This window comes from Candidatus Saccharimonadales bacterium, assembly GCA_039928925.1.
Classification (GTDB): Bacteria; Patescibacteriota; Saccharimonadia; order Saccharimonadales; family Saccharimonadaceae; genus UBA6022.
This window is the reverse complement of sequence record JBDSSF010000003.1, coordinates 77,942-100,949: the sequence shown is the minus strand read 5'-3', so window position 1 is coordinate 100,949 and position 23,008 is coordinate 77,942. Positions and strand designations below refer to the sequence as shown.

Annotated in this window: 25 protein-coding genes; 18 read left to right on the top strand and 7 right to left on the bottom strand. The window is 42.0% G+C overall.

The genetic code is table 11. The features are described 5' to 3' along the window. Complete coding sequence (locus ABIS22_02880; protein MEO7740834.1) at positions 1 to 1,023, bottom strand: hypothetical protein; 1,023 nt, start codon at positions 1,021 to 1,023, stop codon at positions 1 to 3. A 105-nt stretch (positions 1,024 to 1,128) separates the two neighbouring features. Here ABIS22_02880 and ABIS22_02875 point away from each other — a divergent pair, with 105 nt between their 5' ends. Then, complete coding sequence (locus tag ABIS22_02875; GenBank protein ID MEO7740833.1) at positions 1,129 to 1,869, top strand: hypothetical protein; 741 nt, start codon at positions 1,129 to 1,131, stop codon at positions 1,867 to 1,869. Positions 1,870 to 1,879: 10 nt separating this feature from the next. Here the strand turns inward: ABIS22_02875 and ABIS22_02870 are convergent, their stop codons facing one another. Further along, complete coding sequence (locus tag ABIS22_02870; GenBank protein MEO7740832.1) at positions 1,880 to 2,437, bottom strand: hypothetical protein; 558 nt, start codon at positions 2,435 to 2,437, stop codon at positions 1,880 to 1,882. 201 nt (positions 2,438 to 2,638) lie between these two features. Between ABIS22_02870 and ABIS22_02865 the strand changes: the two genes are divergently transcribed. The 13 genes from ABIS22_02865 to ABIS22_02805 all read left to right on the top strand — a co-directional run bounded on the left by ABIS22_02865 (position 2,639) and on the right by ABIS22_02805 (position 15,045). Beyond that, positions 2,639 to 4,381 (top strand): hypothetical protein, encoded by a 1,743-nt coding sequence (locus tag ABIS22_02865; GenBank protein MEO7740831.1) that lies wholly within the window; start codon positions 2,639 to 2,641, stop codon positions 4,379 to 4,381. 272 nt (positions 4,382 to 4,653) lie between these two features. Continuing rightward, the gene (locus tag ABIS22_02860; GenBank protein MEO7740830.1) at positions 4,654 to 5,580 is read left to right on the top strand and encodes a hypothetical protein; all 927 of its coding nucleotides are present in this window, start codon (positions 4,654 to 4,656) and stop codon (positions 5,578 to 5,580) included. A 56-nt stretch (positions 5,581 to 5,636) separates the two neighbouring features. Next, positions 5,637 to 6,698 carry a hypothetical protein gene (locus tag ABIS22_02855; GenBank protein MEO7740829.1) on the top strand — a complete coding sequence of 354 codons (1,062 nt, stop codon included), beginning with the start codon at positions 5,637 to 5,639 and terminating at the stop codon, positions 6,696 to 6,698. Between the two features lie 49 nt (positions 6,699 to 6,747). Next, positions 6,748 to 7,665 carry a PKD domain-containing protein gene (locus ABIS22_02850; GenBank protein ID MEO7740828.1) on the top strand — a complete coding sequence of 306 codons (918 nt, stop codon included), beginning with the start codon at positions 6,748 to 6,750 and terminating at the stop codon, positions 7,663 to 7,665. Positions 7,666 to 7,774: 109 nt separating this feature from the next. Beyond that, the gene (locus tag ABIS22_02845; protein ID MEO7740827.1) at positions 7,775 to 8,911 is read left to right on the top strand and encodes a hypothetical protein; all 1,137 of its coding nucleotides are present in this window, start codon (positions 7,775 to 7,777) and stop codon (positions 8,909 to 8,911) included. Positions 8,912 to 9,025: 114 nt separating this feature from the next. Next, positions 9,026 to 9,988, top strand: coding sequence for a DUF916 domain-containing protein (locus tag ABIS22_02840; protein ID MEO7740826.1), 963 nt, complete (start codon positions 9,026 to 9,028; stop codon positions 9,986 to 9,988). Between the two features lie 35 nt (positions 9,989 to 10,023). Continuing rightward, positions 10,024 to 10,788, top strand: coding sequence for a DUF1295 domain-containing protein (locus ABIS22_02835; GenBank protein ID MEO7740825.1), 765 nt, complete (start codon positions 10,024 to 10,026; stop codon positions 10,786 to 10,788). Between the two features lie 24 nt (positions 10,789 to 10,812). Then, on the top strand, positions 10,813 to 11,355 hold the full coding sequence (locus ABIS22_02830; protein ID MEO7740824.1) for a non-canonical purine NTP pyrophosphatase: 543 nt from the start codon (positions 10,813 to 10,815) through the stop codon (positions 11,353 to 11,355). Between the two features lie 51 nt (positions 11,356 to 11,406). After that, the gene (locus tag ABIS22_02825) at positions 11,407 to 11,760 is read left to right on the top strand and encodes a DUF1801 domain-containing protein (GenBank protein MEO7740823.1); all 354 of its coding nucleotides are present in this window, start codon (positions 11,407 to 11,409) and stop codon (positions 11,758 to 11,760) included. Between the two features lie 61 nt (positions 11,761 to 11,821). Next, positions 11,822 to 12,268 (top strand): hypothetical protein, encoded by a 447-nt coding sequence (locus ABIS22_02820; protein ID MEO7740822.1) that lies wholly within the window; start codon positions 11,822 to 11,824, stop codon positions 12,266 to 12,268. A gap of 60 nt (positions 12,269 to 12,328) precedes the next feature. Next, the gene (locus ABIS22_02815; protein ID MEO7740821.1) at positions 12,329 to 13,030 is read left to right on the top strand and encodes an endonuclease/exonuclease/phosphatase family protein; all 702 of its coding nucleotides are present in this window, start codon (positions 12,329 to 12,331) and stop codon (positions 13,028 to 13,030) included. 75 nt (positions 13,031 to 13,105) lie between these two features. Further along, the gene (locus ABIS22_02810) at positions 13,106 to 13,363 is read left to right on the top strand and encodes an AbrB/MazE/SpoVT family DNA-binding domain-containing protein (GenBank protein ID MEO7740820.1); all 258 of its coding nucleotides are present in this window, start codon (positions 13,106 to 13,108) and stop codon (positions 13,361 to 13,363) included. After that, positions 13,360 to 15,045 carry an MDR family MFS transporter gene (locus tag ABIS22_02805; protein MEO7740819.1) on the top strand — a complete coding sequence of 562 codons (1,686 nt, stop codon included), beginning with the start codon at positions 13,360 to 13,362 and terminating at the stop codon, positions 15,043 to 15,045. Before ABIS22_02810 ends, ABIS22_02805 begins: the two co-directional genes overlap by 4 nt. A gap of 443 nt (positions 15,046 to 15,488) precedes the next feature. Here the strand turns inward: ABIS22_02805 and ABIS22_02800 are convergent, their stop codons facing one another. Further along, a complete protein-coding gene (locus ABIS22_02800; GenBank protein ID MEO7740818.1) occupies positions 15,489 to 16,193 on the bottom strand; it encodes a thioredoxin domain-containing protein in 705 nt (234 codons plus the stop codon). A gap of 80 nt (positions 16,194 to 16,273) precedes the next feature. Here ABIS22_02800 and ABIS22_02795 point away from each other — a divergent pair, with 80 nt between their 5' ends. Both ABIS22_02795 and aspS read left to right on the top strand, forming a co-directional pair. Next, positions 16,274 to 17,290 (top strand): CBS domain-containing protein, encoded by a 1,017-nt coding sequence (locus ABIS22_02795; GenBank protein ID MEO7740817.1) that lies wholly within the window; start codon positions 16,274 to 16,276, stop codon positions 17,288 to 17,290. Positions 17,291 to 17,335: 45 nt separating this feature from the next. Beyond that, on the top strand, positions 17,336 to 19,084 hold the full coding sequence (gene aspS / locus ABIS22_02790; protein ID MEO7740816.1) for an aspartate--tRNA ligase: 1,749 nt from the start codon (positions 17,336 to 17,338) through the stop codon (positions 19,082 to 19,084). On the opposite strand, the gene ABIS22_02785 is transcribed toward aspS, so the two are convergent. Beyond that, positions 19,081 to 19,743 carry a DUF1361 domain-containing protein gene (locus tag ABIS22_02785; GenBank protein MEO7740815.1) on the bottom strand — a complete coding sequence of 221 codons (663 nt, stop codon included), beginning with the start codon at positions 19,741 to 19,743 and terminating at the stop codon, positions 19,081 to 19,083. The genes aspS and ABIS22_02785 overlap by 4 nt on opposite strands. 75 nt (positions 19,744 to 19,818) lie before the next feature. Here ABIS22_02785 and ABIS22_02780 point away from each other — a divergent pair, with 75 nt between their 5' ends. Beyond that, the gene (locus ABIS22_02780; protein MEO7740814.1) at positions 19,819 to 20,394 is read left to right on the top strand and encodes a hypothetical protein; all 576 of its coding nucleotides are present in this window, start codon (positions 19,819 to 19,821) and stop codon (positions 20,392 to 20,394) included. Here the strand turns inward: ABIS22_02780 and ABIS22_02775 are convergent. From ABIS22_02775 to msrA, 3 genes are read right to left on the bottom strand one after another with little or no spacing between them, the layout of a single operon-like run. Beyond that, complete coding sequence (locus ABIS22_02775; protein ID MEO7740813.1) at positions 20,369 to 21,010, bottom strand: DNA-3-methyladenine glycosylase; 642 nt, start codon at positions 21,008 to 21,010, stop codon at positions 20,369 to 20,371. The genes ABIS22_02780 and ABIS22_02775 overlap by 26 nt on opposite strands. 1 nt (position 21,011) lies before the next feature. Next, complete coding sequence (locus ABIS22_02770) at positions 21,012 to 21,641, bottom strand: MBL fold metallo-hydrolase (protein MEO7740812.1); 630 nt, start codon at positions 21,639 to 21,641, stop codon at positions 21,012 to 21,014. Beyond that, positions 21,638 to 22,168 (bottom strand): peptide-methionine (S)-S-oxide reductase MsrA, encoded by a 531-nt coding sequence (gene msrA / locus ABIS22_02765; protein MEO7740811.1) that lies wholly within the window; start codon positions 22,166 to 22,168, stop codon positions 21,638 to 21,640. The genes ABIS22_02770 and msrA overlap by 4 nt, the downstream gene beginning before the upstream one ends. 20 nt (positions 22,169 to 22,188) lie before the next feature. On the opposite strand from msrA, the gene ABIS22_02760 reads away from it, so the two are divergent. After that, positions 22,189 to 22,989: an A/G-specific adenine glycosylase gene (locus ABIS22_02760; GenBank protein MEO7740810.1), complete on the top strand. Its 801-nt coding sequence runs from the start codon at positions 22,189 to 22,191 to the stop codon at positions 22,987 to 22,989. The last annotated feature ends 19 nt before the right edge of the window (positions 22,990 to 23,008 follow it).

The window sequence follows — 23,008 nt, the reverse complement described above, 5'->3', positions numbered from 1 at the left end:
CTAGTTTGTCACGAAGTAATCAAATGCAAAAACTTGGTTTGCTGGAGCAGGGTTTGCAGTACAGATACTAAATCCAGTCGTATTACGATCAACATAGTATTCAGTTTGTCCAGCAGCTAAACCAACCGGGCTAATGATAACATGGGGCTGATTTACAAAAGCTTGTTGAAAGTTAATGCGCGCAAAACAGCCAGCTATCGGTCCGCCACCAGTATTGATATTAACAACGCCCGAGGTGTCAGATCCATTGACGGATGCTGAGCCTCCACTTCCAAGGACACTAGTATTAATCGTTCGACTTGGGGATGGCCCTGTGAAGCTAATATGATTAGGGATTTGAAGAACCGCGTTACCACTTAAGATTAATCGCGACACAGTGATCTGTGAAGCGGTCATTGCACCGCTAAATGAAGACGTACCGGCGACATTAAGATCTCGAAGAGTTGTGCTACCTTGGACTGCGGTATTGGTGGCAACCTGAAGACTATTAATCTGTGTTGCACCGAGATTTGATTGACCAGAAATAGTTAGGCTTGGGCCTTGAATACTACCGCCACTCTGTATATTGCCAGCGACATTTAGGTTGCCGCGAAGAAGTGTTTGACCAGCTATAATCGCGTTACCTTGAATTGTAAGTGTCTGTGACGTGTTGCCAACAGTCGCATCTTTATTAGCGAGCTGCTTGAGGGCATCTTGGCTTAATCCTTGGGTTGCAATACTGGGTTCAGGAGTAACCTTTGTGCTATTTAAATAATTGACAGCAGTAACAACGCCTGCGATAACAATAACAAGTAAAAACATGAGAAAATAAAGATTCACTTTACGAAAGAACTTCTTAAAAGGGGAGATTTTTTTCACGCCTGGTTCGTCGGTCGGATGATCTAACTTGTCAGCTGCAGTCTGTTCGGCTTTCTCGCTATCAAGATCATCAGGAGTGCGACTCAGTGCGTCAACAGGAGCACCTCGATCTTCTTCAGGCGATTTATCTTCTGTAGACGGAGTAGTATTTTTGTCGGGTTCCATATTTTTATTATTTCGATTATGTTTACGTATAGCTTACTATACTTATCAGCTCGGCGCTAGTTGTATTTTTACCTTCTATCAGTGATAATACGTACCATAAGGCTTATGCAAAAACGGAGATTGGTGCACTATGTAAAACAAATACTGACAATCGCAGTAATTGTTAGTGGCACCCCAGGTATTGCAGACGCGCAGACAGCAACTTCAAACAATTATCAGGTAACTGAAACACAGTTTGGCGCATCGTCATCGTCACAAAACTGTTCAACTCAGTACTGCGCGCAGGCTTCGATCGGTGATGCGGGGGCTGGCAGTGCTGCGAGCAGTGGCACGTCCGCCGTATTTGGTCCTATTACCAATAGCGACCCGTTACTTGAAGTTATTGTTGATCCAGGCGTGTCGAATCTCGGTGTACTTACCACTGAGAGTACTGCGACTAAGACAACGACAGTACAGGTACGAAATTATCTTAGTGATGGGTATATACTTCAAATCGTCGGTACACCACCAAAGTATGGAAACCACACACTCAGTACGCCGAGTACACCAGTAAGAGCTACGCCAGGTACTGAACAGTTCGCGATAAATGCTGCTACAAATACCACCCCGCATGTTGGAGCTGATCCTATCCAGGTACCTTCAAACCAAACAAGCTTCGGCATTGCTACTACTGATTACCGAACTGCAGATTTATTTAAATATGTTAGTGGGGATATAGTCGCTCGTAGCAGTAGTGCGTCTGGCCAGACAAGCTACACAATCAGTATGATTGTTAATATTTCTAATTCAACACCAGCGGGTCATTATTCTGGCGATTTTTCGGCAGTTGTCATACCGGTCTATTAGAGTTGTTTACTTAAAAAAGGTTTTTTGCTAGGTCAATATTTTTGCTAAGTTCATTTGTTTCTGGTGCTGACCCGAGGCCATAGCTGAGTATAATCCAGTCACGTCCTCTTAGTACATTGAGTTGACCAAGCGTTTGGTTAAAATAGGCTTTGTCACCAATGTCATTGACATCTTCAACAGTTTTGCCAGTTTTACTATTCGTAAACTCAGTTATATTTTGCTGTATACCCTTTTCGTTAATGCCGGAGCGAACAGCAACTGCTGCAACACGTAGCTTAGTGGTGTCTTGATTACTATCTGTATAGCTACACTTACTCGTAGCTATGTCACCAGAAACGATAACTCCCTTTGTGTCGACACTAATGACTTTCTCACCGAGTAGATCTTGTGCTTTCTTGGGACTAAAAAGATCGCAAGCATTTGTAGCCTTATAGGTATGTTTTTGAGGACTGTTATACATGAACAGAGCAGCCATTACTGCGAGAATGACTATAATCAAGGCGCTAATAAGGAATATATTTTTATGTTCTGATAAATAATTTTTTACGGTTTGGATGTAATGATTCATAATTTGCTTATAGTATAGCAGTATTACTATAAATCCAATGAGCAAACGAGTCTCGTATAGTAGTGGCTATGTATGAAATTAAGAAAATATAAAAAATCCTGTGGAAAACCTATTGCGCTCCACATACTTCTAATGGTAAGATGCGGCTGTACCCCTTGCAAAAGGAATAAAATATTAAAACAAAAAAGGATATATACAAACATGTATACACTAAAATCAATCGCTCAGCGAGGCACGCTTATGGGCGCCGCAGCAGCACTTGTGCTTGCTGCCGTCGTTCCATCAACGGCAGTTTTCGCGGACGCATTGAATCCACTAACAAACCGTAGCTTGACGCTTTCGAGCTCATCACCTGGATGGAGTTACAAAGACGGTTCAGGTAATGCAACCTACGCACAGCCAAACAGCGGTGCAAATGGTCGACAAACTGGTAACACATTTGCCTTTAATGTAAGCTCAGGCGCATCTATTAAGGCAATGACATTCCAGTACTGTACTCACCCAGCTGGTGACTGTATGGGACCTGGTAATATTGCAGACCATGCTAACGCAAACGATGCTACGGCATTTGCAGCTAAGCAAAGTGACCTTGAAGTAGTAACTGCAACTCCAGCTGCAGTCTCAACATTCGGTACAAAATTTAACGCAACAACTGGTGTTCCAAGCAGTTCTGCAAATGTTCCAAAAGCCGACAACAGCGAAGGTAACTACATTGTTATGCACAAAACTCTTGTAGGTGATCCTTGGACTGCAAGCACTGGATGGACAATGGCTTCTAGTGTGAACCAAACTTCAGGTGGTTCTGCTGGTACGGTTGTTGGTGGTACATCAACAGGAAAAGCTAACTACATTACGCTATCGAACTCAGGTGGTCAGACACTTGCTGCTGGTGATTTTGTGAAAGTTATCTTCTTCGGTACAGATACAAACTACATCACTAACCCTGGTGCAAGTGCGTTCTTCGTAAAGATTAACGACTATAGTGACACAGCTGCTACGACAGTAGTTGACGGTGGTGTTACTGTTGCTAACATCATGAACCAATCAATCGAAATTCAAACAAAGGTCCTTGAAACTATGGACTTCTCTGTTGGAACGGTTGACCCATACACACTTGATAGTTCTAACGGTAGCGTTTCAACTCCAAGTCAACTAGAAAATGCACTTGTTACTACACCAGTAGGCGACAACAACGCAACAAAACACGGTCAATGTGATCCAATTGCAAAAGGTATGCTAGCAGATCCTGCTCAGCCAAACGTTCTGCAACTTGGTGATACAACTGGTGAAAACTCACTAAGTACAGCTGCAACTTACAGTACACACTCGTACTGGCGTCTAAGCTCGAACTCTAGTGCTGGTGCAACAGTTTACTACTCAGGTGTGACACTTAAAAACACCGTTGGTGACGAAATTAGAGCAATCGGTACTTCATCAGTAGCTCCAAGCCGTGGTACACCACAATTTGGACTAGCACTGACAAACGGTACACGTGCAGCTAACGGCCTTGTAGGTGGTGCTGGTAACCTCTACACGCTTAACTACAATAAAGAAGATAACCTTGGTGGAAACGCCGGAAAAGGTGCCTTCGAAAATGGTGCAGATGCTGCGGTATCTGGTCTACACGCAAGTGTTGCAGCAGATGTTACAGCTCAGGGACTTTCAGGATACCATGATCCACAACTATACCCACTTATCCCAGAAGTCAATTACGACCAAGGTGCGGGTGTTGTAAACGGTGGACCTGGACAATACGGCTCTGTTAACACAAAGTACGCATTTGATCCTGATTCAAACTTGATCCCGACTCCACTTGCTTCTGAGAGCAACCAGGTTGTCGACTGTGTAACTGGTAAAGTTCGTTACATTGCAAACATTGCAGCAACGACTCCAGCTGGTATCTACACAACTAAAATTAACTACATCGCTGCTCCTCAGTACTAGACATAACGTTTAGCTAAGACATAGCAAAGAGATTGTTAATATGAGAATAACCGGCCGTTTTGGCCGGTTATTCTTTGTGTATCAGTAGCTACGCATTATCTCTATTATTTAGTACAATGATAGGTATGCAGCATAAGTTGTTACGATTTCATGCGCACATCTTTTCATGGCGTAATTTATGGTCTGAGGAATTTCTAGCCTTATTATTAGCTTTGTTCGTATTTGTTGTACCCGTATCAGCTGCGACACGTTTTCAGGAGCGCGGACTTTATATGAATAGCACGCGACCCGGTGTCACAACATCATATACGCTGTCGTTTCGATACGTAACTCCGATTCCCGTAGGCTCAGTGGATATGCTATTTTGCGTTGACCCTATTCCGTACCATCCCTGTGTGACGCCACCTGGTCTCGATGTGTCTAATGCTGTACTAAGTGCTCAGTCGGGAGAGACGGGCTTTTCGATCTTGTCTAAAACAGCAAACCATATTGTACTGACACGCCCGAGTAGCATGATAACGGCAGACGGGTCATCATATAAGTTTGATAATATCGTAAACCCGACAGATACTAGTGAGTCATTCTCAATTCGTCTGCGAAGTCACTCTACGCCCGACGCTACAGGACCACAAATTGACTTTGGTTCTGTTGAAGGCCAGGTGACCACCGATATTACACTCGAAACTCAAGTTCCACCAATGCTTTTATTTTGCGTAGCTGGTCAGGTCGCTGATAACTGTACTGACACGAATGCAATCAACTACACTGACATGGGGCAGCTGAGCGCGAAATCGACTCTACTGGCACAATCTCAGATGGCTGTTGGCACAAATGCGAGTGGGGGATTTGCGATCACCGCAAACGGTGACTCAATGAGCGCAGGTACAAACGTTATCGACTCGTCATCAGTGCCATCTGTAAGCAAACAGGGCAGTAATCAGTTTGGTATTAATTTAGTCGCAAACGACAGCCCGTCAATTGGAAGCGACCCTGAAGGCGACTGGACAAATGCAGTTCCATCGCCTGACTACGGTATTCCTAATCAGTATAAGTATGTATCAGGTGACGTCGTAGCATATTCACCTAACGTTAGCCTGATGAAAAAATTTACCGTTAGTTACATAGTGAATTCAAGTGAAGATTTACGTGCTGGTGTGTATAGTACAACGATTACCTACATAGCCAGCGGGCGATTTTAATGATAAAATACAGCTTATACTTAAGAATTGTAATAATGTGAGGGAAAAATAAAATAATGAAACGCCTTATAAGCATTTTTATAGCCGCGTTTGTGGTTTTAGTGGGGGCGGCATACATTGTTCCTGCGCATCAAGCTTCGGCAGCGTCATCGGCATCACTTAGTATAGTGCCAAAAAAGAACTACACGATTGAGCCCGGTAAATCTGTTAATGACAAGTTAACTATCCGCAACCTTGATCCAGCGCAGCCTCTTGAGCTTAACCTACGTGTTATTGATTTTACCTATACAGATAATGGTGGTACTCCTAAGCTAATGCTTGCTACGGATGCACCGGAGACAACTTGGTCACTAAAGCCATTCCTTACTGTACCTGAGAGCGTTACTATTCCACCAAACAGTAGTAAGACAGTTGACATGAGTGTTAAAATTCCAGCAAATCATGGTGCGGGTAGCTACTACAGTGCAATCCTGTATTCATCAGGTGCCCCTGGAGATGGTGGTAACGTCGGCCTAAGCGCATCAGGTGCGACGCTTGTTTTCACCTCAATCCCAGGACAAGTTAATGAAGATCTTAAGATTAAAAACTTTGGCGCATATGATACGGCCGCACAAGGTAAAGATTCTGGCTACCTTTTCATAACGGGTAACGAGCCACAAAACCTTGCATACACACTACAAAACAACGGTAACGTTACTGAGGCACCGGTAGGTAGTATTGTATTAAAAGATATTTTTGGTAAAGAACAGACGATCAATAATGTTAACCCAAGTGGCTCACTTGCCCTTATTGGTCAAACGCGTACATTTACGACATGTATTAAAATTCAGGCACAAGACGTAAACTTCAATGGCTCAAATACGCAGACAAATACATGTGCATCACCTGGTCTATGGCCAGGAGTTTACACGGCTACACTTGATGTATTTTATGGTCAAAACGGTAATAAAACACAGGAAATTGTAAAGACAGCTACATTTTGGTACTTACCAATGTGGTTCATATTCCTGTTCATCGTAGTTCTTATCATTCTTGCGTATGTTGTTCTTCGTACTGTCCGTGCAATTCGTCGAAAAATATACGGTCCACAGCTTAAAAAGTCATCACGTCGAAAATAGCAGCTAGCACTTTCGCATGTAGCCCCAGCACGCTACAATAAGCATAAGTATGACGTATAAAATACATTTCAGCGCACAGTGGACACGCCTGGTAGCAACGGGTATGTGTATGCTGGCGCTGTTTGTTTACGTTCAGCCAGTATCTGCGATTACTGCACTTCCCACGCCCAATCCAAAGCCAGGGTCATATGGTCTTGAGGCGACAAAAACACAACCGCCTCCGACAGTTGGCGCAACCATAACAACACCCGGGAATGGTTCCTCATTTACGTCACCAACAACGACAGTTAACGGTATTTGTGCTAACGACCTACTTGTTCAGGTATATGATAATGGAGTCATGGTTGGCTCAGTTATATGTAAGGCTGGCAGCTTTAGTTTACAAATAAGTCTATTTGCAGGAGTAAACGAACTAAGCGCAATCGTATACGACGATCTAGATCAGGCAGGACCGACCTCCAATATTGTTACTATTAATTATACTGATACGCGTTTTACAGCATTTGGCGCACTAGTGACGCTTACGAGCTCGTACGGTCGAAGATCCGCCCCTGCAGGAACTGAGTTGACCTGGCCTCTACAACTATCTGGGGGTGCTGGTCCATATGCTTTCAGCCTCGATTGGGGTGATGGATCACCAGCCGAGCTTAAGAGTCAACCTTCTGCTGGGATTGTAACAATTAAGCATACTTATAAGAATGCAGGAATATATCAGGTAAATATACGAGTAACTGACGTTAATGGCGTGAGTGCTTTTTTGCAGGTAATCGCACTTGCGAGTGGTAAGGTTGATGCAACCGTTGCAACTGATACGGCGCCAACAACTCCAGCAGCAAAAGTACTCTGGGTTCCTACTCTCGTAGGACTTATACTACTCCTACCTACGTATTGGTTAGGCCGACGTAGCCAAATAGTATCACTTCGTAATAAAATGCTAAAAGAACGAGATAGCTACCAGGAAAAGTAGTTACGATGCAAAATATAGTAACAAACTTGACAAAAATAAGCAGTATCATGATACACTGAAATCGTTACCGGGGAAGACAAATAGCAAAGTGGATGTAGGGAAAAGGAAAATGAATTCTATTCGATCATTTAGCCGCCAAGCTGCGTATTTAGTTATAGCAGCTGCATTACTATTAACGACTGCCACGTCTGCGCTCGTCTCGGCTGCTCAGGTGACGGAACGATCCATTGCTCTTAGTAGCTCCTCAATTTCTGCAACTAATGTTACGTATACTATTAATTTTACGGCAGTTCAAGCCGCTGGTGCATTTGTAATTGATTTTTGCAAAAACAGCCCTGTCATCGGCGAAACGTGCACTGCGCCTTCGACAGGCTTTGATGTCAGTTCTGCAGCTTCTACAACATCTGGTTTTACTGATGTGATAGGTAGCACGACACAAGCGGTCATCACTGGCACTATAGGCGCAGGAGCGCCCATTTCAGTAGCGCTTACAGGCATAACAAACCCTCCAGATGCTGGCCCTCTGTACGCACGTATTGTGACATACACTGATAAAACAAGCGCTCAGGCATATACATCAACAGATCTGAATACTGGTGCAGAAGATCAGGGCGGTGTTGCTATGTATATCACACCAACTGTAGGCGTAGCCGGATCTGTACTTGAGAGCATGACTTTTTGTGTCGCAAAAAATACTATTAGTGCAAACTGTAATCTTACAGGAAATGATCCTCCCACACTGAAACTTGGTGAAACTGTTGGCGATACAGTCGCGCTCAACGCATCTACTGTCAGTGAAGGCACGATTAATACCCAAATTTCCACGAATGCTGCGAGTGGTGCAGTTGTCAATCTTAAGAATAGCGTTAGCTGTGGCGGCCTACGGCGTACTGGTGCGAGTGTCTGTGATATTGTTCCAGCTCTTCAAAGTGATATATCTGTGGGCCAAGCGAAGTTTGGTATTAAGACAACAGCCGCAACGAGTTCCGTTGGTGTTACCGATGCATCAGGGACACTCCAGCCTGTTGCTGGGTCTGGATATAACAATACTACGTATGCACTCAATTATTTTTCAGGTGGCGCAAGTGGTGTCACAAGCGCTTACGGAGACCCATTTCTCGATACAGCAGGTGCGCCAGTTAATAATAAGAATATGACTATTACGTTTGGTGCCAGTGTAAGCAATAATACACCAGCTGGTTTATATTCAGCGGATCTTAGCTTGGTTGCTACCGGAAAGTTTTAACACATGATAACGGCACTATACAGTAAACGCGAAACTGTCTGTTATGATGAAAGATAATGACGTAGAGTGGAGTTAAAAGTGTTAAAAGCCCAGCGCATACAAATAAACATCCGAATGATTATGGCAGTGCTGATGACATTTGCAATCATAGCTATACTCACGGGTTTACATTCGGTAGCGGCAATTGAAATTAATACAGCAAATACCTTAAAGGTCTCACCAGTACGTACAGACATCGAAATTAAGCCAGGTGAAAATAAGACGGTCAAAACAACTGTAACAAATCTCACAAGCTTACCAATTACCGTCAGTCCGATAGAGAACGATTTTGTCTCAGGTGATGAACGAGGAACACCATCACTGATTTTAGATGCAAATACATATGCCCCAACTCATAGTCTCAAGCGTTTCATGACACCGCTGCCAAGTGTGACAATTCCTCCAAAACAAGCAAAGACGATTAATGTCGTTATAACTGTCCCGCTAAGTGCACAAGCAGGTGGATATTTTGGCGCAATTCGTTTTGCCCCAACTTCACCAGATGGTGGTGGCCAGGTGAATCTTAGTGCAAGTGTCGCATCATTAATTCTATTGTCCGTACCAGGCAATACGGTGGAAAAACTTGCACTTACAAATTTTGATATTCAGCAAAATGGCATGACCGGTTCGAACTTTAGTAGCTTGGACAATCTACAAGCTACTGTTCGCTTCGAAAATAAGGGCAATATACAGATTGGTCCTTTTGGTAAAGTATCAGTTAAGCAGGGTGACAAAGTTGTATATGATACAGATTTTAATACTAAAGATCCTCGCGATGTGATATTGCCCGATGGTGCTCGCAGGTGGGACATTCCACTTAGTAACACTGGAGGCTTTGGTCAGTATACGGTGATAGCAACGTTTACTTATGGCAAAAACAATCAGACAATTGAAGTTTCAAAATCGTTTTGGGTAATCCCGCAGAGTCTGATCATCGCTGCAGGTATTGGTATCATTATCTTCATTGGGATAATTATAATCATCTGGCTATTTATACGAAAGCGTAGGTCACGTAGACATCGGCACTATCGCCCTTAGTTGAACTAACTGAGATATGTATGTATAGTGAGCTTATGCTATTAATTATCAGCCTCATCATTGTCATTGTCATTAATGCTGGCCTTTTTGGCGTTGCCTATACGCGCCAGTCAGACAAGTTAACGGATTTCTCATACGCACTGAGCTTCATTGTTGTTGCTATTGCTGCACTTCTGCTTAGCAGCCAGCGATCAGCACTACTGACTGTAACAGTCGGGATGGTCATCGTATGGGCACTTCGTCTCGGTATATTTCTTGTATATCGAATTCGTAAAACAGGTAAGGATGCACGGTTTGACGGTATTCGTGAAGATTTCTTCAAATTTTTGAAATTCTGGCTTGGACAGGGTATTGTTGCTTGGCTCCTACTTTTACCAATCCTATTTTTGGCAAAAGAGAATGGTGAATGGAGTACACTTTCATTTGTTGGAATTGCCATTTGGTTACTCGGTCTTATCGTTGAAGGTTTTGCAGATTTACAAAAATATCAGTTCTCTCAGAATCCAGCAAACAAGGGAAAGTGGATTGCGAATGGTGTCTGGCACTATTCTCGTCACCCGAACTATTTTGGTGAGATCTGCGTCTGGATTGGTGTATATATAACAGTCGTATCATCACTCAGTGGTATCGAGCAGATTATTGGGCTTGTCAGTCCACTAATGATCTTTATAACTCTACGATTCATATCTGGCGTTCCACCGCTAGAAGAATCAGCTGAAAAACGGTGGGGAACAGACCCTAAGTTCCAACTGTATAAAAAAAGAACAAATTTACTAATTCCATTTTGGCTTAAGAAGTAACAGTAAGCCGGAAAGAAAATAGAAATGAAGAACATCACATTTATTACGGGTAACCAGTCAAAAGCTGATTATCTTGCGAAATATCTTGGACTTCCGATTACTCACCATAAGTTAAATCTTGATGAAATTCAGTCGCTAGACCTACATGAAATCGTTGAACATAAAGTAAAGCAGGCGTATGCAGAAGTTCAAGGACCCGTGTTGGTTGAGGATGTCTCGCTCGAATTTAGTGCTCTAGGAAAATTACCAGGCACATTCATCAAGTTTTATGTCGAAGAAGTACCGTTTGAGACTATATGTCGAACACTGGATGGCATGAGCCGTGATGCAACGGCACGATGTGTTTTTGGATATTATGACGGAGAACGATTAGAGTATTTTGAAGGCAGTCTTGCCGGGCGGATATCTGAGCACCCTGAAGGCGAGAATGGCTTTGGTTGGGATAAAATATTTATACCTGAAGGATACTCAGTAACTCGTGCATCATTAAGTGAGGACGACGACAGAAAGACATACCAGCAGATTAAGCCGTTTGATAAAATAAAATTATTTCTCGAAAGCCTTTAGTCTGACCGCAATTAATTATTATAAGTAAATAATGAAGAGCGATAATCGAATATGGAAAAAATTGATAACTATATAAATAGCCTACCCGAATGGCAGCAAAGCCACCTAAGATTATTCAGGAAACTTATTCACGAGGCTGATCCAAATATCAAAGAAGAATGGAAATGGAATGTCCCGGTCTTTGTGCTAGATAGTAAGATGATCTTTGCCATGTCTGGCTTCAAGGCGCACACAAAGTATAATTTTATTACAAATGGTGCTTTGCTGGACGACAAGCACAAACTTTTTAATAATGGTTTTGAATCAAAAAAATCTCGCGGCATTGACCTAAAAGAATCAGCAATAATCGATGAAAAAAATCTTAAAGCTCTCATTATACAATCAGTTGAACAAATCAAAGGCTAGATTGTAATCGAAACTTTCTCGGCACAAGGATAACGGAGTTCCATCTGCTATGATAGGCAATATGAGAGACCGTCACACTTCAGCTAAACATATTCGCACAAATGCTAGTAAAAAGTTACGAAATAACCTTCGTATTTTAAGTATCGTGTACCTTATTCTGTTTATCATCACTATGTACAATCTTGTTATCGCCCAGACTACGTTCTGGCAAGTCATTCTAGCGATACTAATTGGCCTCACAGCTGGAATCATTTCTGCAAGGATGTATAAAATATCATGGAGTGAGGACGAATCAAAAGTAATAGGAAGAATAGATATATACGGCGGCATTGTGCTAGTGCTATTTGTCGTTTTCGAGTTAAATCGTACTCGCATTGCAGAGATATTTTCTTCTGGAGATAGTATTGGCTCAATTGGTCTCGTCCTTATCACGAGTGCTCTTTTTGGTCGTATCTTGGGTACATCGAAAAAAATCTTACATGTCCTTGAAAGCGAAAAGATTATCTAAGAGGCGTTCTTAAAGAATAGACTAGTCACTTTATTGTAGAACCCTGTTAAACTGGGTAACATGAAACTCACATCTCTTAATTTGTTGGCATTTAATAATTGGGATAAACGCCAACCTGTCATTCTAGACTATTTGCGCACTGAGAATCCTGATATTATTTTATTTCAAGAGGTAGTCTACCTCCCTGTAATCTCGCCTTACAATCAGGTTCAGATTTTAAATCAACACCTGAACTATCCTCATGAGCATAGTTCGGTCACTCGCTTACAGGATAGTCCTGATTACGATGTTTTTCGTGAAGGTCTTGCAGTACTGAGTAGGTACACGGTAGTAAAGACAGACACGATAATATTAAAGCAAGCAGCAGGGGATGAGCATAACAGGATAGTCCAATGTATTGATGTCGATATGAACGGTCAATTAGTCAAGTTAGCAAATATTCAATTTTCACTAACGGACACGGTTGATTTTGCGACAGCTCATCTTGAAGAAACGCTTGAAATTATTAGAAAAAAAGGTGAAGAAAGAATTATCATCGGTGATTTTAATATGAATCACCTTGAAGATCTATCATACATGTGGAGCGATACGTATAAAGCATCTACCTCCGCTCCGTATATCTCCTACCCCTCAATGAATAAGAGAAATGACTATGTACTCATTCCAAAATCTTACTCTTTTGTTAGTATAGTAGTTTCTGGTGACGGTTTATCCGACCATAGGGCGCTAACAGTAGAGATAGAACCTCTAAAGTCAGCTTGAACTTAAAAAGTATACTTGACATACATTTCATACTTGGAGTACTATATTCAATGAATAGTACAAAGGAGATATTGTATGGGATCACCATTATATAACAAAAAACTATACGGTACCGCAACTGTTGGCACAAAAGGTCAGGTTGTTATACCTGCTGAAGCCCGCGAAAGTATGGGTATTGAACCCGGTGATCGCCTCTATGTTGTTGGATCAGCCGATAGTGGATTCCTTGGCTTACTTAAAGAAGCGGCACTTGAAAGAATGGTTGAACATCTTACAACTGAAGCAGACAATTTTCGTGCAATTAAAAATAACACTCAAGAGGAAAAAGTATGAACCATCATCTAAATCTACGCAGTAAATTAATCATCATGATCTCAGTTATGGCGAGTCTCTTTTTAGTGGCGCTTGACCAGACTATTATTTCAACAGCACTTGGCAAGATCGTCCAAGAGTTTAATGCGTTCAGCTCATTAAGCTGGATTGTTACTGCGTATCTTATCACTACAACGATCACTGTACCTATTGCAGGTAAACTCTCCGACCTATTTGGGCGACGCAATATCCTTCTTATTGGTGTAGCAATTTTTGCGATCGGCTCTCTCCTAAGTGGCACAAGCGCTGATGTCGGGCAGTTGATCCTGTGGCGAGCAGTACAAGGTATCGGCGGTGGCATTATTACTGCAAATGCCTTTACTATTGTTGGCGACCTCTTTGCGGCTCGTGAAAGAGGTAAATGGCAGGGACTAATCGGTGCGGTATTTGGCATCTCTTCTGTCATTGGCCCGCTACTTGGTGGATTCCTCACCGATAGTCATAACTTCTTTGGTCTCATCACTGATTGGCGATGGACATTCTTTATCAATATACCAGTTGGTATTGCTGCGTTTACAATTATCGCGATATTCTGTCCACCACTAAAACATGACAAGAAGCCACGTGTTGACTACGTCGGTGCTGCGTTACTAGTACTTGGACTCGGGACATTGATTCTTGCTGTCGATAACACGGAGTCTATATTTAAAGACGTGATGACAACACTTAGCCTCAGCCTCGCTGAACTACGTGTCATTATGTTTGCCATCGTGGCTATTAGCGTCGGTACACTGATATGGGTAGAGAAGCGCGTAAAAGAACCGATCATTGATCTCAATTTCTTTAAGAACCGTAACTTCCTACTTATCATGGGTATCGCAACACTCGTTGGTGCAGCAATGTTAGGCTCTATTTTGTACCTTACTCAGTTCAACCAACAAGTCTTCGGTGCCAGCCCTACTGAATCAGGTCTAATGCTTCTTCCGATGATTGGTGGACTTATGGCTGCAAGTATTACGACTGGTCAATTGGTGTCAAGAATTGGTAAGTATAAACGATTTATGACGATTGGCTTCATCGTTGGAACTGTTTCACTCGCACTTCTAACGACACTTACTCCTACAAGTCCATTTATCCAGGAGGCCCTCATTATGGTCGGTGTCGGTATCGGTATTGGTGTTGCAATGCCTCTACTTACCATTGCTGTACAGGCTGAGTTCTCACAGGAAGATCTTGGACAAGCAACAAGCTCAAGTCAGTTATTCCGGGGCTTAGGTTCAACAATCGGTACGGCTGTCTTTGGTAGTATGCTCACTATGGGAATCGTTGCGGCACTACCTGATATGCACCAGGATGCATATTTGCAGTCACTTTCACAGTCATCTGAAGTGAAGAAACTTGGTGATCTTTATGACCCTAATACACTACTTAACGTGAACACGCCAACAATGAAGAAACTTGCAAGTGACGGCGTGCAGCAACAAGTAAAAAACCTTCCTACTCCAGTAGCAAAGAAAGCAACAGACACCTTTAACAGCAATCAGCAGACGTTTAGCGATAAGATTGTCAATGCGTTTGCTAAGAGTATGCATAGCGTGTTTATCGTGACATCAGGTCTGATGGGCGTGGGACTGATCTTGACATTGTTTATTAAAGAACGTGTCCTAAGATCTGCCTCTCCTGAGCAAACACCCGGCGAATAATAATCCTAAATAAAAAAAGAGCTACAAAGTAGCTCATTTTTTATTGTCTATCACTGACAGAGGAAGGTGCTTTAGCTTGTATAGTGTTGTTAATTTTATCTATTTATGTTCTTGTTAAATGCTTAAAAGTATTTTATTATAAAAACAGTAGCGTTATGTAAATAGCGCAAATCTTGACGTGCCGATAGGCACCTGATACTATTAGTGATGTGCCTTGCGTCAAACACTAAACTAAAGGTCGAAGTACGCATGGCTGCACATAGTACAAGGAGTACCAATCACATGCCAATAGCTGTCGAATTTGTGTCTACGCGACGCAAAAAGATTGCAGTGGATGTGGTGCCTGCCGAATGGCAACTGTATATCGCACATTAGAACCGTTTAGGTTCATCCAAAAAGAAAACACCCCAAGGCACCGGGGTGTTTTTGCTTTTAAGAGATAACTACTTAGCTGTTGTAGCTGGTAGCGCAATACCTTTTGCTGTAAGTTCAGCACTGACGACTGAATCAAGCTTTCCACTATCGTTAAGAGTATCAAGTTCAACGACTTTACCGTTCATATAAACAGTTGGTGTACCGGTAACATTAATTTTCTTTGCAACTGCTTGGTCATACGAAATCTTCTGATTAACCTTATCGCTAGCTATATCAGTATTAAATGTATCAAGATTTAGGCCAAGATCTTTTGCTGCTGCATCAAAGTATGATGTGCGGTCGGTTGCCGACAAGCTACTCCACTGAGTCTGCGCCTGATAGAGCCTGTTATACATGTCCCAGTACTTGTCCTGTAGACCAGCTGCTTCTACTGCTGCAGCAGCAGCACGGGCATTAGGGTGGATAGTTGTAATCGGGAAGTTACGAAATACAAACGCAATCTGATCTTTGTATTTATCAGTGACGGTTTTCATATTTGGATATACACTTCCGCACGTAGGACATTGGAAGTCACCATATTCAATCACGACGACTTTACTATCAGCTTTACCAAAAACGTGATCAGCAATATCACCTGATTGTACAGATGCTGGGTTTATTTTATTTGTGTCAACTTGACTAACATCAATCTTACTTTTGTTCGATAGGAAAATTAATCCGCCAAATAGCACAACAACAGCTGCTACGAAAATAATCCATGTCTTTTTACTCACATATACTCCTTTTTCTTACTGTACTTAGTATAGCCTAAAAGAGGGGGACAGCACAAACAACATAAGGTACAATAAAGCTAATGGTATTGCTTATAACTATCCTTCTGATTTTATCTGTCACGGGCCTATTTATCGTAGCCGGTTTTCGGCCTGTTCGTAGCACGATGAGCCAATTTGAACTCGAGCGTCGTATGAAGAGTGGAGACAAGGCCACGGCGGCAATAATACGTCGTGAACATTTATTAGTTGATATTATATCGCTACAGCGTCTCATAACCGCTTTGCTACTCGTACTAGCAGTATTACTGGCTGTAGCGCGCTTTGGCTGGGCAATTGGCGTGATCGTCGCAGTCTTGCTCGCGCTAGAGTATGGTGCTGTTGCAAGACTTACATTTATCCAAAATCAGTCACAAAAAATATATGAGAAATATGAGCAGGACCTATTGCGAATAGTTGAAAAGTTTCCGAAAATTTTTACTTTTCTTCGCAGTGTGCCACCTAACACATCAGCAGAGATGAGACTCGAGTCACGAGAAGAGCTGCTCCACCTTGTTGCGAGCAGCGGTACATTACTTAGTAGTGATGAGAAACAATTTATAAAACACAGCCTTAGCTTTGACGATCAATTAGTAGAATCTGTTATGACACCTCGTAGCGTAATTGATTCAGTGAGCCACACTGAATTGCTCGGGCCACTAGCGCTCGACGATTTGCACAAAACAGGACACAGTAGGTTTCCGGTTACTTCACAGGATATTGACCACATTATAGGGATGCTACATGTTCATGATTTATTATCCTTAACGAACAAAAAATCGGTCACTGCCGAAATGGCTATGGAGCAACGAGTGTATTACATCAAGTCTGATCAAACACTCGGACATGCTCTAGCTGCATTTTTACGTACACACCATCATTTATTTGTAGTAGTGAATGAATTTAGGGAAACAGTCGGTCTTCTCAGTCTTGAAGATGTCATAGAAGCGATGATTGGCCATAAGATAATTGATGAATTTGATGCCCATGATGATTTGCGAATAGTCGCCGCCCGTAATCCTCGTGGTAATAACCATCCTGATACACGCGAAGACGTCTAGCCCAAGAGTGACAATTTAAGGGGTTAATGGTAGAATAAATATCATATGATACGAACACTTACAATAGATGCTGTTCATGAAATCGGCCAGACAGTCAGCGTTTCAGGTTGGGTGCATGCTCGACGAGACCATGGTGGTCTCATATTTATTGACCTTCGCGATCACAAGGGCCTACTTCAACTTGTTATTAATCCAGAAGCAACTGAGGCATTCGCTATCGCTGAGGATGTACGGGATGAGTTTGTAGTCCGTGTTTCCGGTATGGTTCGTGAGCGTTCGCTAGAACTTAAAAATGATAATATAGCCACCGGTGGTGTAGAACTTGCGGCAGAAGAGATAATCATTCTTAATAAATCCGAAACACTCCCAATTCAACCTTTTTCCGAAGCCCAAGCAGGTGAAGAGCTACGGCTAAAATATCGATACCTGGATATGCGTCGTCCAAAAATGCAGGAAATTATGCGTCGTCGAGCACAGTACTACAAAGTCATTCGTGACTACATGGAAGAGCGCGAGTTTATTGAGGTGACAACACCTATTATAGCTAACTCAAGCCCTGAAGGTGCCCGTGACTTCTTAATTCCATCACGTCTTCAAGAGGGAAAATTTTATGCACTACCGCAGGCTCCTCAACAATTTAAACAACTGCTCATGGTTGGCGGTATCCCACGTTACTACCAAATTGCTGCATGTTTTCGTGATGAAGATCCACGCGCAGATCGTTTGTACGGTGAGTTTTATCAGTTAGACCTCGAAATGTCATTTGTTGAGGATGGTGAAGAGGTGCGCAATACTATGGAGCCTCTGATTAAAAGTTTGGTTACCGGTTTTGCATCCAAAAAATTACTCAGTGAAACAATTCCACGAATAACGCATGCAGATGCAATTGAGACATATGGTTCTGACAAGCCTGACCTTCGTTATGACATGAAGCTGATCAACCTAACAAATATATTTATGAACTCTGAATTTGGTGTTTTCAAAAATGCTACAACCGATGGTAAGGTCGTTAAAGCAATTTGTGTTAAGAATGGCGGGAGTCTTAGCCGTAAGCAAATTGACTACTTTACGGCAATTGCTAAATCTGAAGGTGCTGGTGGTCTTGCATATATTACGTATGAAGATGGTGAAGTAAAATCACCAATTGCGAAATTCCTATCGGTCGAAGAGCTTGATGCTATTAAGCGTGAAACTGGCGCTGAAGATGGTGATGCTGTATTCTTTGGTGCAGATCTCAGGTCACTTGTTAATAAGGTTCTTGGGCGCTTACGTAATGAGTTTGCCGTTCACTTTAAACTAAAAGATCCAACAATTGTCGCTCTTGCCTGGATTGTTGATTTTCCGTTTTATGAGTGGAATGAAAGTACTAACAAACTTGACTTTGGTCACAACCCATTTAGCATGCCTCGAGGTGGCTCGGAGGTGCTTGATAACGTAGAGGATAAATTATCCATCGTTGCTGATCAGTATGATATGGTTATGAACGGCTACGAGATCTGTTCAGGTGGTGTCCGTAACCATAATCCAGACGTACTCTATAAAGTATTTGGTATTCTTGGATACGATAAGCAGTACGTTGAAGATAAATTTGGCGCAATGCTAAATGCCTTTAAATTTGGTGCACCACCACACGCAGGCTGTGCGTTTGGTGTCGATCGTATTTTAATGGAATTACTCGATGAATCAAATGTTCGAGAAGTTGTAGCCTTTCCAAAAAATGGTTCCGGTGTTGATCTTATGATGAACTCACCAAGCTTCGTAGATTCAAAACAATTAAAAGAACTCGGTCTTTAAGCTTTTTTAGTGCGTGTTCCGAGTATGTACCATACGAGCGCATAGACAACGATAGTTACGATAAAAAACGTTAAACTAGTAACATATGCATCAATGTTTTGATGTGGTCGAAATAGGATATGAACTACATCACGGGTTAGCCGTAGTGGGTTAGTAATAATATCCCAACTATTAAAACGTAATTCTCGTCCGAGATAGATAGCAAAACTACTGGCTGCTAATACCAGTCCTATTACTATAGCTGCTAATCTCTGACTAATAATACGCAGAAGTGCTGTGTGAATAAGAAATACGCTTGCAATACCGAGTATGAAGCCTGTAGTAATAACGACACTAAACATGACGCTATCAGAGATTGGATCAACGCGCGCTACTTCCATGATATGTACATAATCGGTCAGCATGTAAAATGTATTTGGTAGAAAGAGAAGCCATACAAAAGCTAGAGACACCAGGATGAAAGGTTGTTTCATATCTTTTTTAAATAAATAACGAATAAGAAGCGCATCTAGAAGTGGAATCCATGCTAAGAGTAAATTCCAAAATAGGTAAACATGGGTGAGCCGGTCATTAGTGATGGCACCAACAGCAAATAGCATGAGACCAAGTAATGATAGAAGGCCGCAGCTTATAATAAATCGACGAAGATGAGTGTCCATTCCATCTATTATACCAGTCAGTCTGTTTAGTCTGTAGGTGGTATACTTAGTATAAGAGTTCACTATTTTATTACTATGAAACATCATATTATTTATATTCCAGGGCTGGGCGATTCTTACGATGGTTTCCGTCGCAGAGTACTCTCTTCATGGCGTTTTTACGGCGCTAGTGTTGAGTATGTTCCTATGGGTTGGTATAAGGGTGGATCCTACGAAGACCGTGAGTTACGTATTAAACAGGCGATTGAACGCGCAAAACTAGAAGGAAAGACTGTTTCTTTAATATCTGAAAGTGCGGGAGGTGCGATTGCCTTAAACGTTTTTTCTAAAGACACGGATCTGCACCGGCTTATATCAATATGTGCCGTCAATAACCCTAATACTCCAGTATCACCACGTATATTAGCTCGAAGTCCATCATTTAAAACATCACTTCAGCACTTAAGATCTTCTCTTAGTAATATTAAGGTCGAGCGTCGTCGTGATATTACAGTACTGCGTTCACTTTATGATCCAGTCGTTGGAGTAAGCGACACTGTTATTAAGGGTGTTCGGACACATCGCATGCTTGCAGTGGGCCACATTGGCGCAATTGCAGTAACGTTGCTTTTCTATGGTTTTTTGGTTATTCGTCTTGTGGTACGAGAATAGGGACATTTTCAAGCGATCTCCATACATACCATGCCGCAACTGACTCATAAGGATGCCAGTTGTATTTTTTTGCAACATCTTCAACTTCAAAAATCGTTGGAATATCATCGAACTTATAAAGGGCTTTAATACCATTTCGAATACCTAAATCGCCGACTGGTAAAATATCTAGTCGACCCATACAAAACATCAAAAACATATGTGCTGTCCACGTACCTATACCTTTTACTTGCGTCAGTTTTTGAATAATTTCATCGTTTGATAATCTATTAAGCCCATCGAGTTGCAATGTTCCATCAATGATGTGACGCGCTAAATCTTGGATGTAGGTTGCTTTGCCTCGAGAAAGTCCCACACTTCGTAGCTGTTCAATTGAGTAGGTGAGGATCATCTTGGGCGTAGGGAATGCCCCGTCAAACAGATTATCTACAAAACGCTTTTGAATTGTTGCCGCTGCTTTGACGCTGAGTTGTTGACTTACGATACTACTAACTAATTCTTGGTAATACTGCGTGTGGGGCGAAAAACGAGGTAGATCGTTATTCCTAATAACCGCGGCTAGCACCACATCATTTTTAATGAGGTGCTCTACTGCTAGGCTGATTTTGCTATTCACACTAGATTTCTATCGGCTCTTCAAGACGGCGGTATTCAATATCATTACTTTTTGCGATCGTACTAAGCATTTGATCGGCAATTGCTTTGCCGCTTTCTGATAAGAGTACGTCATGCGTAGGAAATGCAAAACGTGGTTTTACGGCTTTTATGAAGTCCATTGCTTCACCGGTTTTCATCCAAGGTGCACCTGCCGGGATAGCAAGGGTATCGATTGCCATACCAGGTGATACGAATGAGTCACCAGGATAGTAAAGTAATTCGTTTATAATTACTCCGACGTTTGTCGCGCGTGGAATACTTTCATGTATTAATGCATGTTCTCCACCCGTAAAGTCAAGTTCGAACTGTCCAACCACCATGTGATCACCGGCTTTTACTGTGTGTGTTTCAAACACATCGATTTTAGATGTAATTGAATCATCGCCAATAATAATTGCATCAGGATTTTTATCAATAATAGCTTCAAGTTGATCATGGTCAAAATGATCTCCATGCGCATGAGTTACAATGACAGCCAAGACATTACCTGGCGTAATAAAATCAGTACTAAATGCACCTGGATCAACGACAATTAACTTGCCATCTTTTTCAACAGTAAAACATGCATGTAAATATTTCGTTAGTATCAAGACTCCTCCTTAAACCAGCTGAGATATTCTTTCCGAGCTTTGATAATTTTTGGCAAAATAACAATCGAACAATACCCGTTACCCGGATTGTTATTGAAATAATCTTGGTGTTCTGGCTCTCCTTCATAGAAAGTTTCGAGTGGCACCACTTCTGTCACAATTGGGTCGTCCCAGGTCTTTGTTGCGCGCTCAATAGCTTGATCAAAGAGGGATTTTTGAGCTTCATCGGCATAGAATACAGCTGACCGATACTGAGGGCCCTCGTCATTACCTTGGCGGTTTAGCGTGGTCGGGTTGTGAATTAAGAAGAATATATCAAGAAGTATGTCGGCAGGTATAACTGCTTCATCAAAAGTGACCTGAACGCTTTCAGCATGTCCAGTGTGGCCACTTGCTACTCTATAGTAATTTGCATCACCCTGCTCACCACCTGCATAACCGCAAATTGATGTCGATACTCCCTTAATACGTCTAAAAACAGCGTCTACACACCAGAAGCATCCACCTGCAACAGTTAAAGTTGTCATATATCTAGTATACTATTCTGGTGAATAAAAGCGAATTTCAAGCAGAGATACACCACAAGGGAATTGAGCTGTATCGTGATATGCCTTGGCGCCAGGATACAAGGCCGTATTATATTATTGTCAGTGAATTAATGCTGCAGCAGACTCAAGTAGATAGGGTGATTCCTAAATTTGAATCATTTATTCAAAGCTTTCCAGACGAACATGCGCTTGCGGCCTCAACTCTATCTGATGTATTAATTCATTGGAGCGGGCTTGGCTATAATCGTCGAGCAAAGTTTCTTTATGAGAGTGCAAAAAAAATTATTGATACGTTTGAAGGTAAAATACCTGATACGTATGAGGAGCTTTTAATGCTGCCTGGCGTGGGGCCGAATACAGCGGGCGCGATCATGGCGTATGCTTTCAATAAACCGATTGTATTTATTGAAACAAATATTCGTACAGTTTATTTTCAACACTTTTTTAAGGATGGAGAGAAAGTAAGTGATAAAGAACTAGTTCGACTTGTACAAGAAACAATTGATCACAGCCATCCTCGTGAGTTCTATTGGGCACTAATGGATTACGGTAGCTGGTTAAAGAAAAATGGTGCTGGCCGGCTCCAGCAGAGCAAACATTATAAAAAACAAGCACCACTAAAAGGGAGCATTCGTGAAGTTCGTGGGGACATTATCCGACATTTAACAAACGGTGATATGACGGCTGCACAGCTAAAAGTGGCTGTCACGGCTGACACACGATTCGATCCTGCGCTCAGTGGCTTGTTAAAAGATGGACTTGTTATGCGCACGGCTAACAAATTGCATTTGACCAACTAGCACGTAGTGTTGGATAATA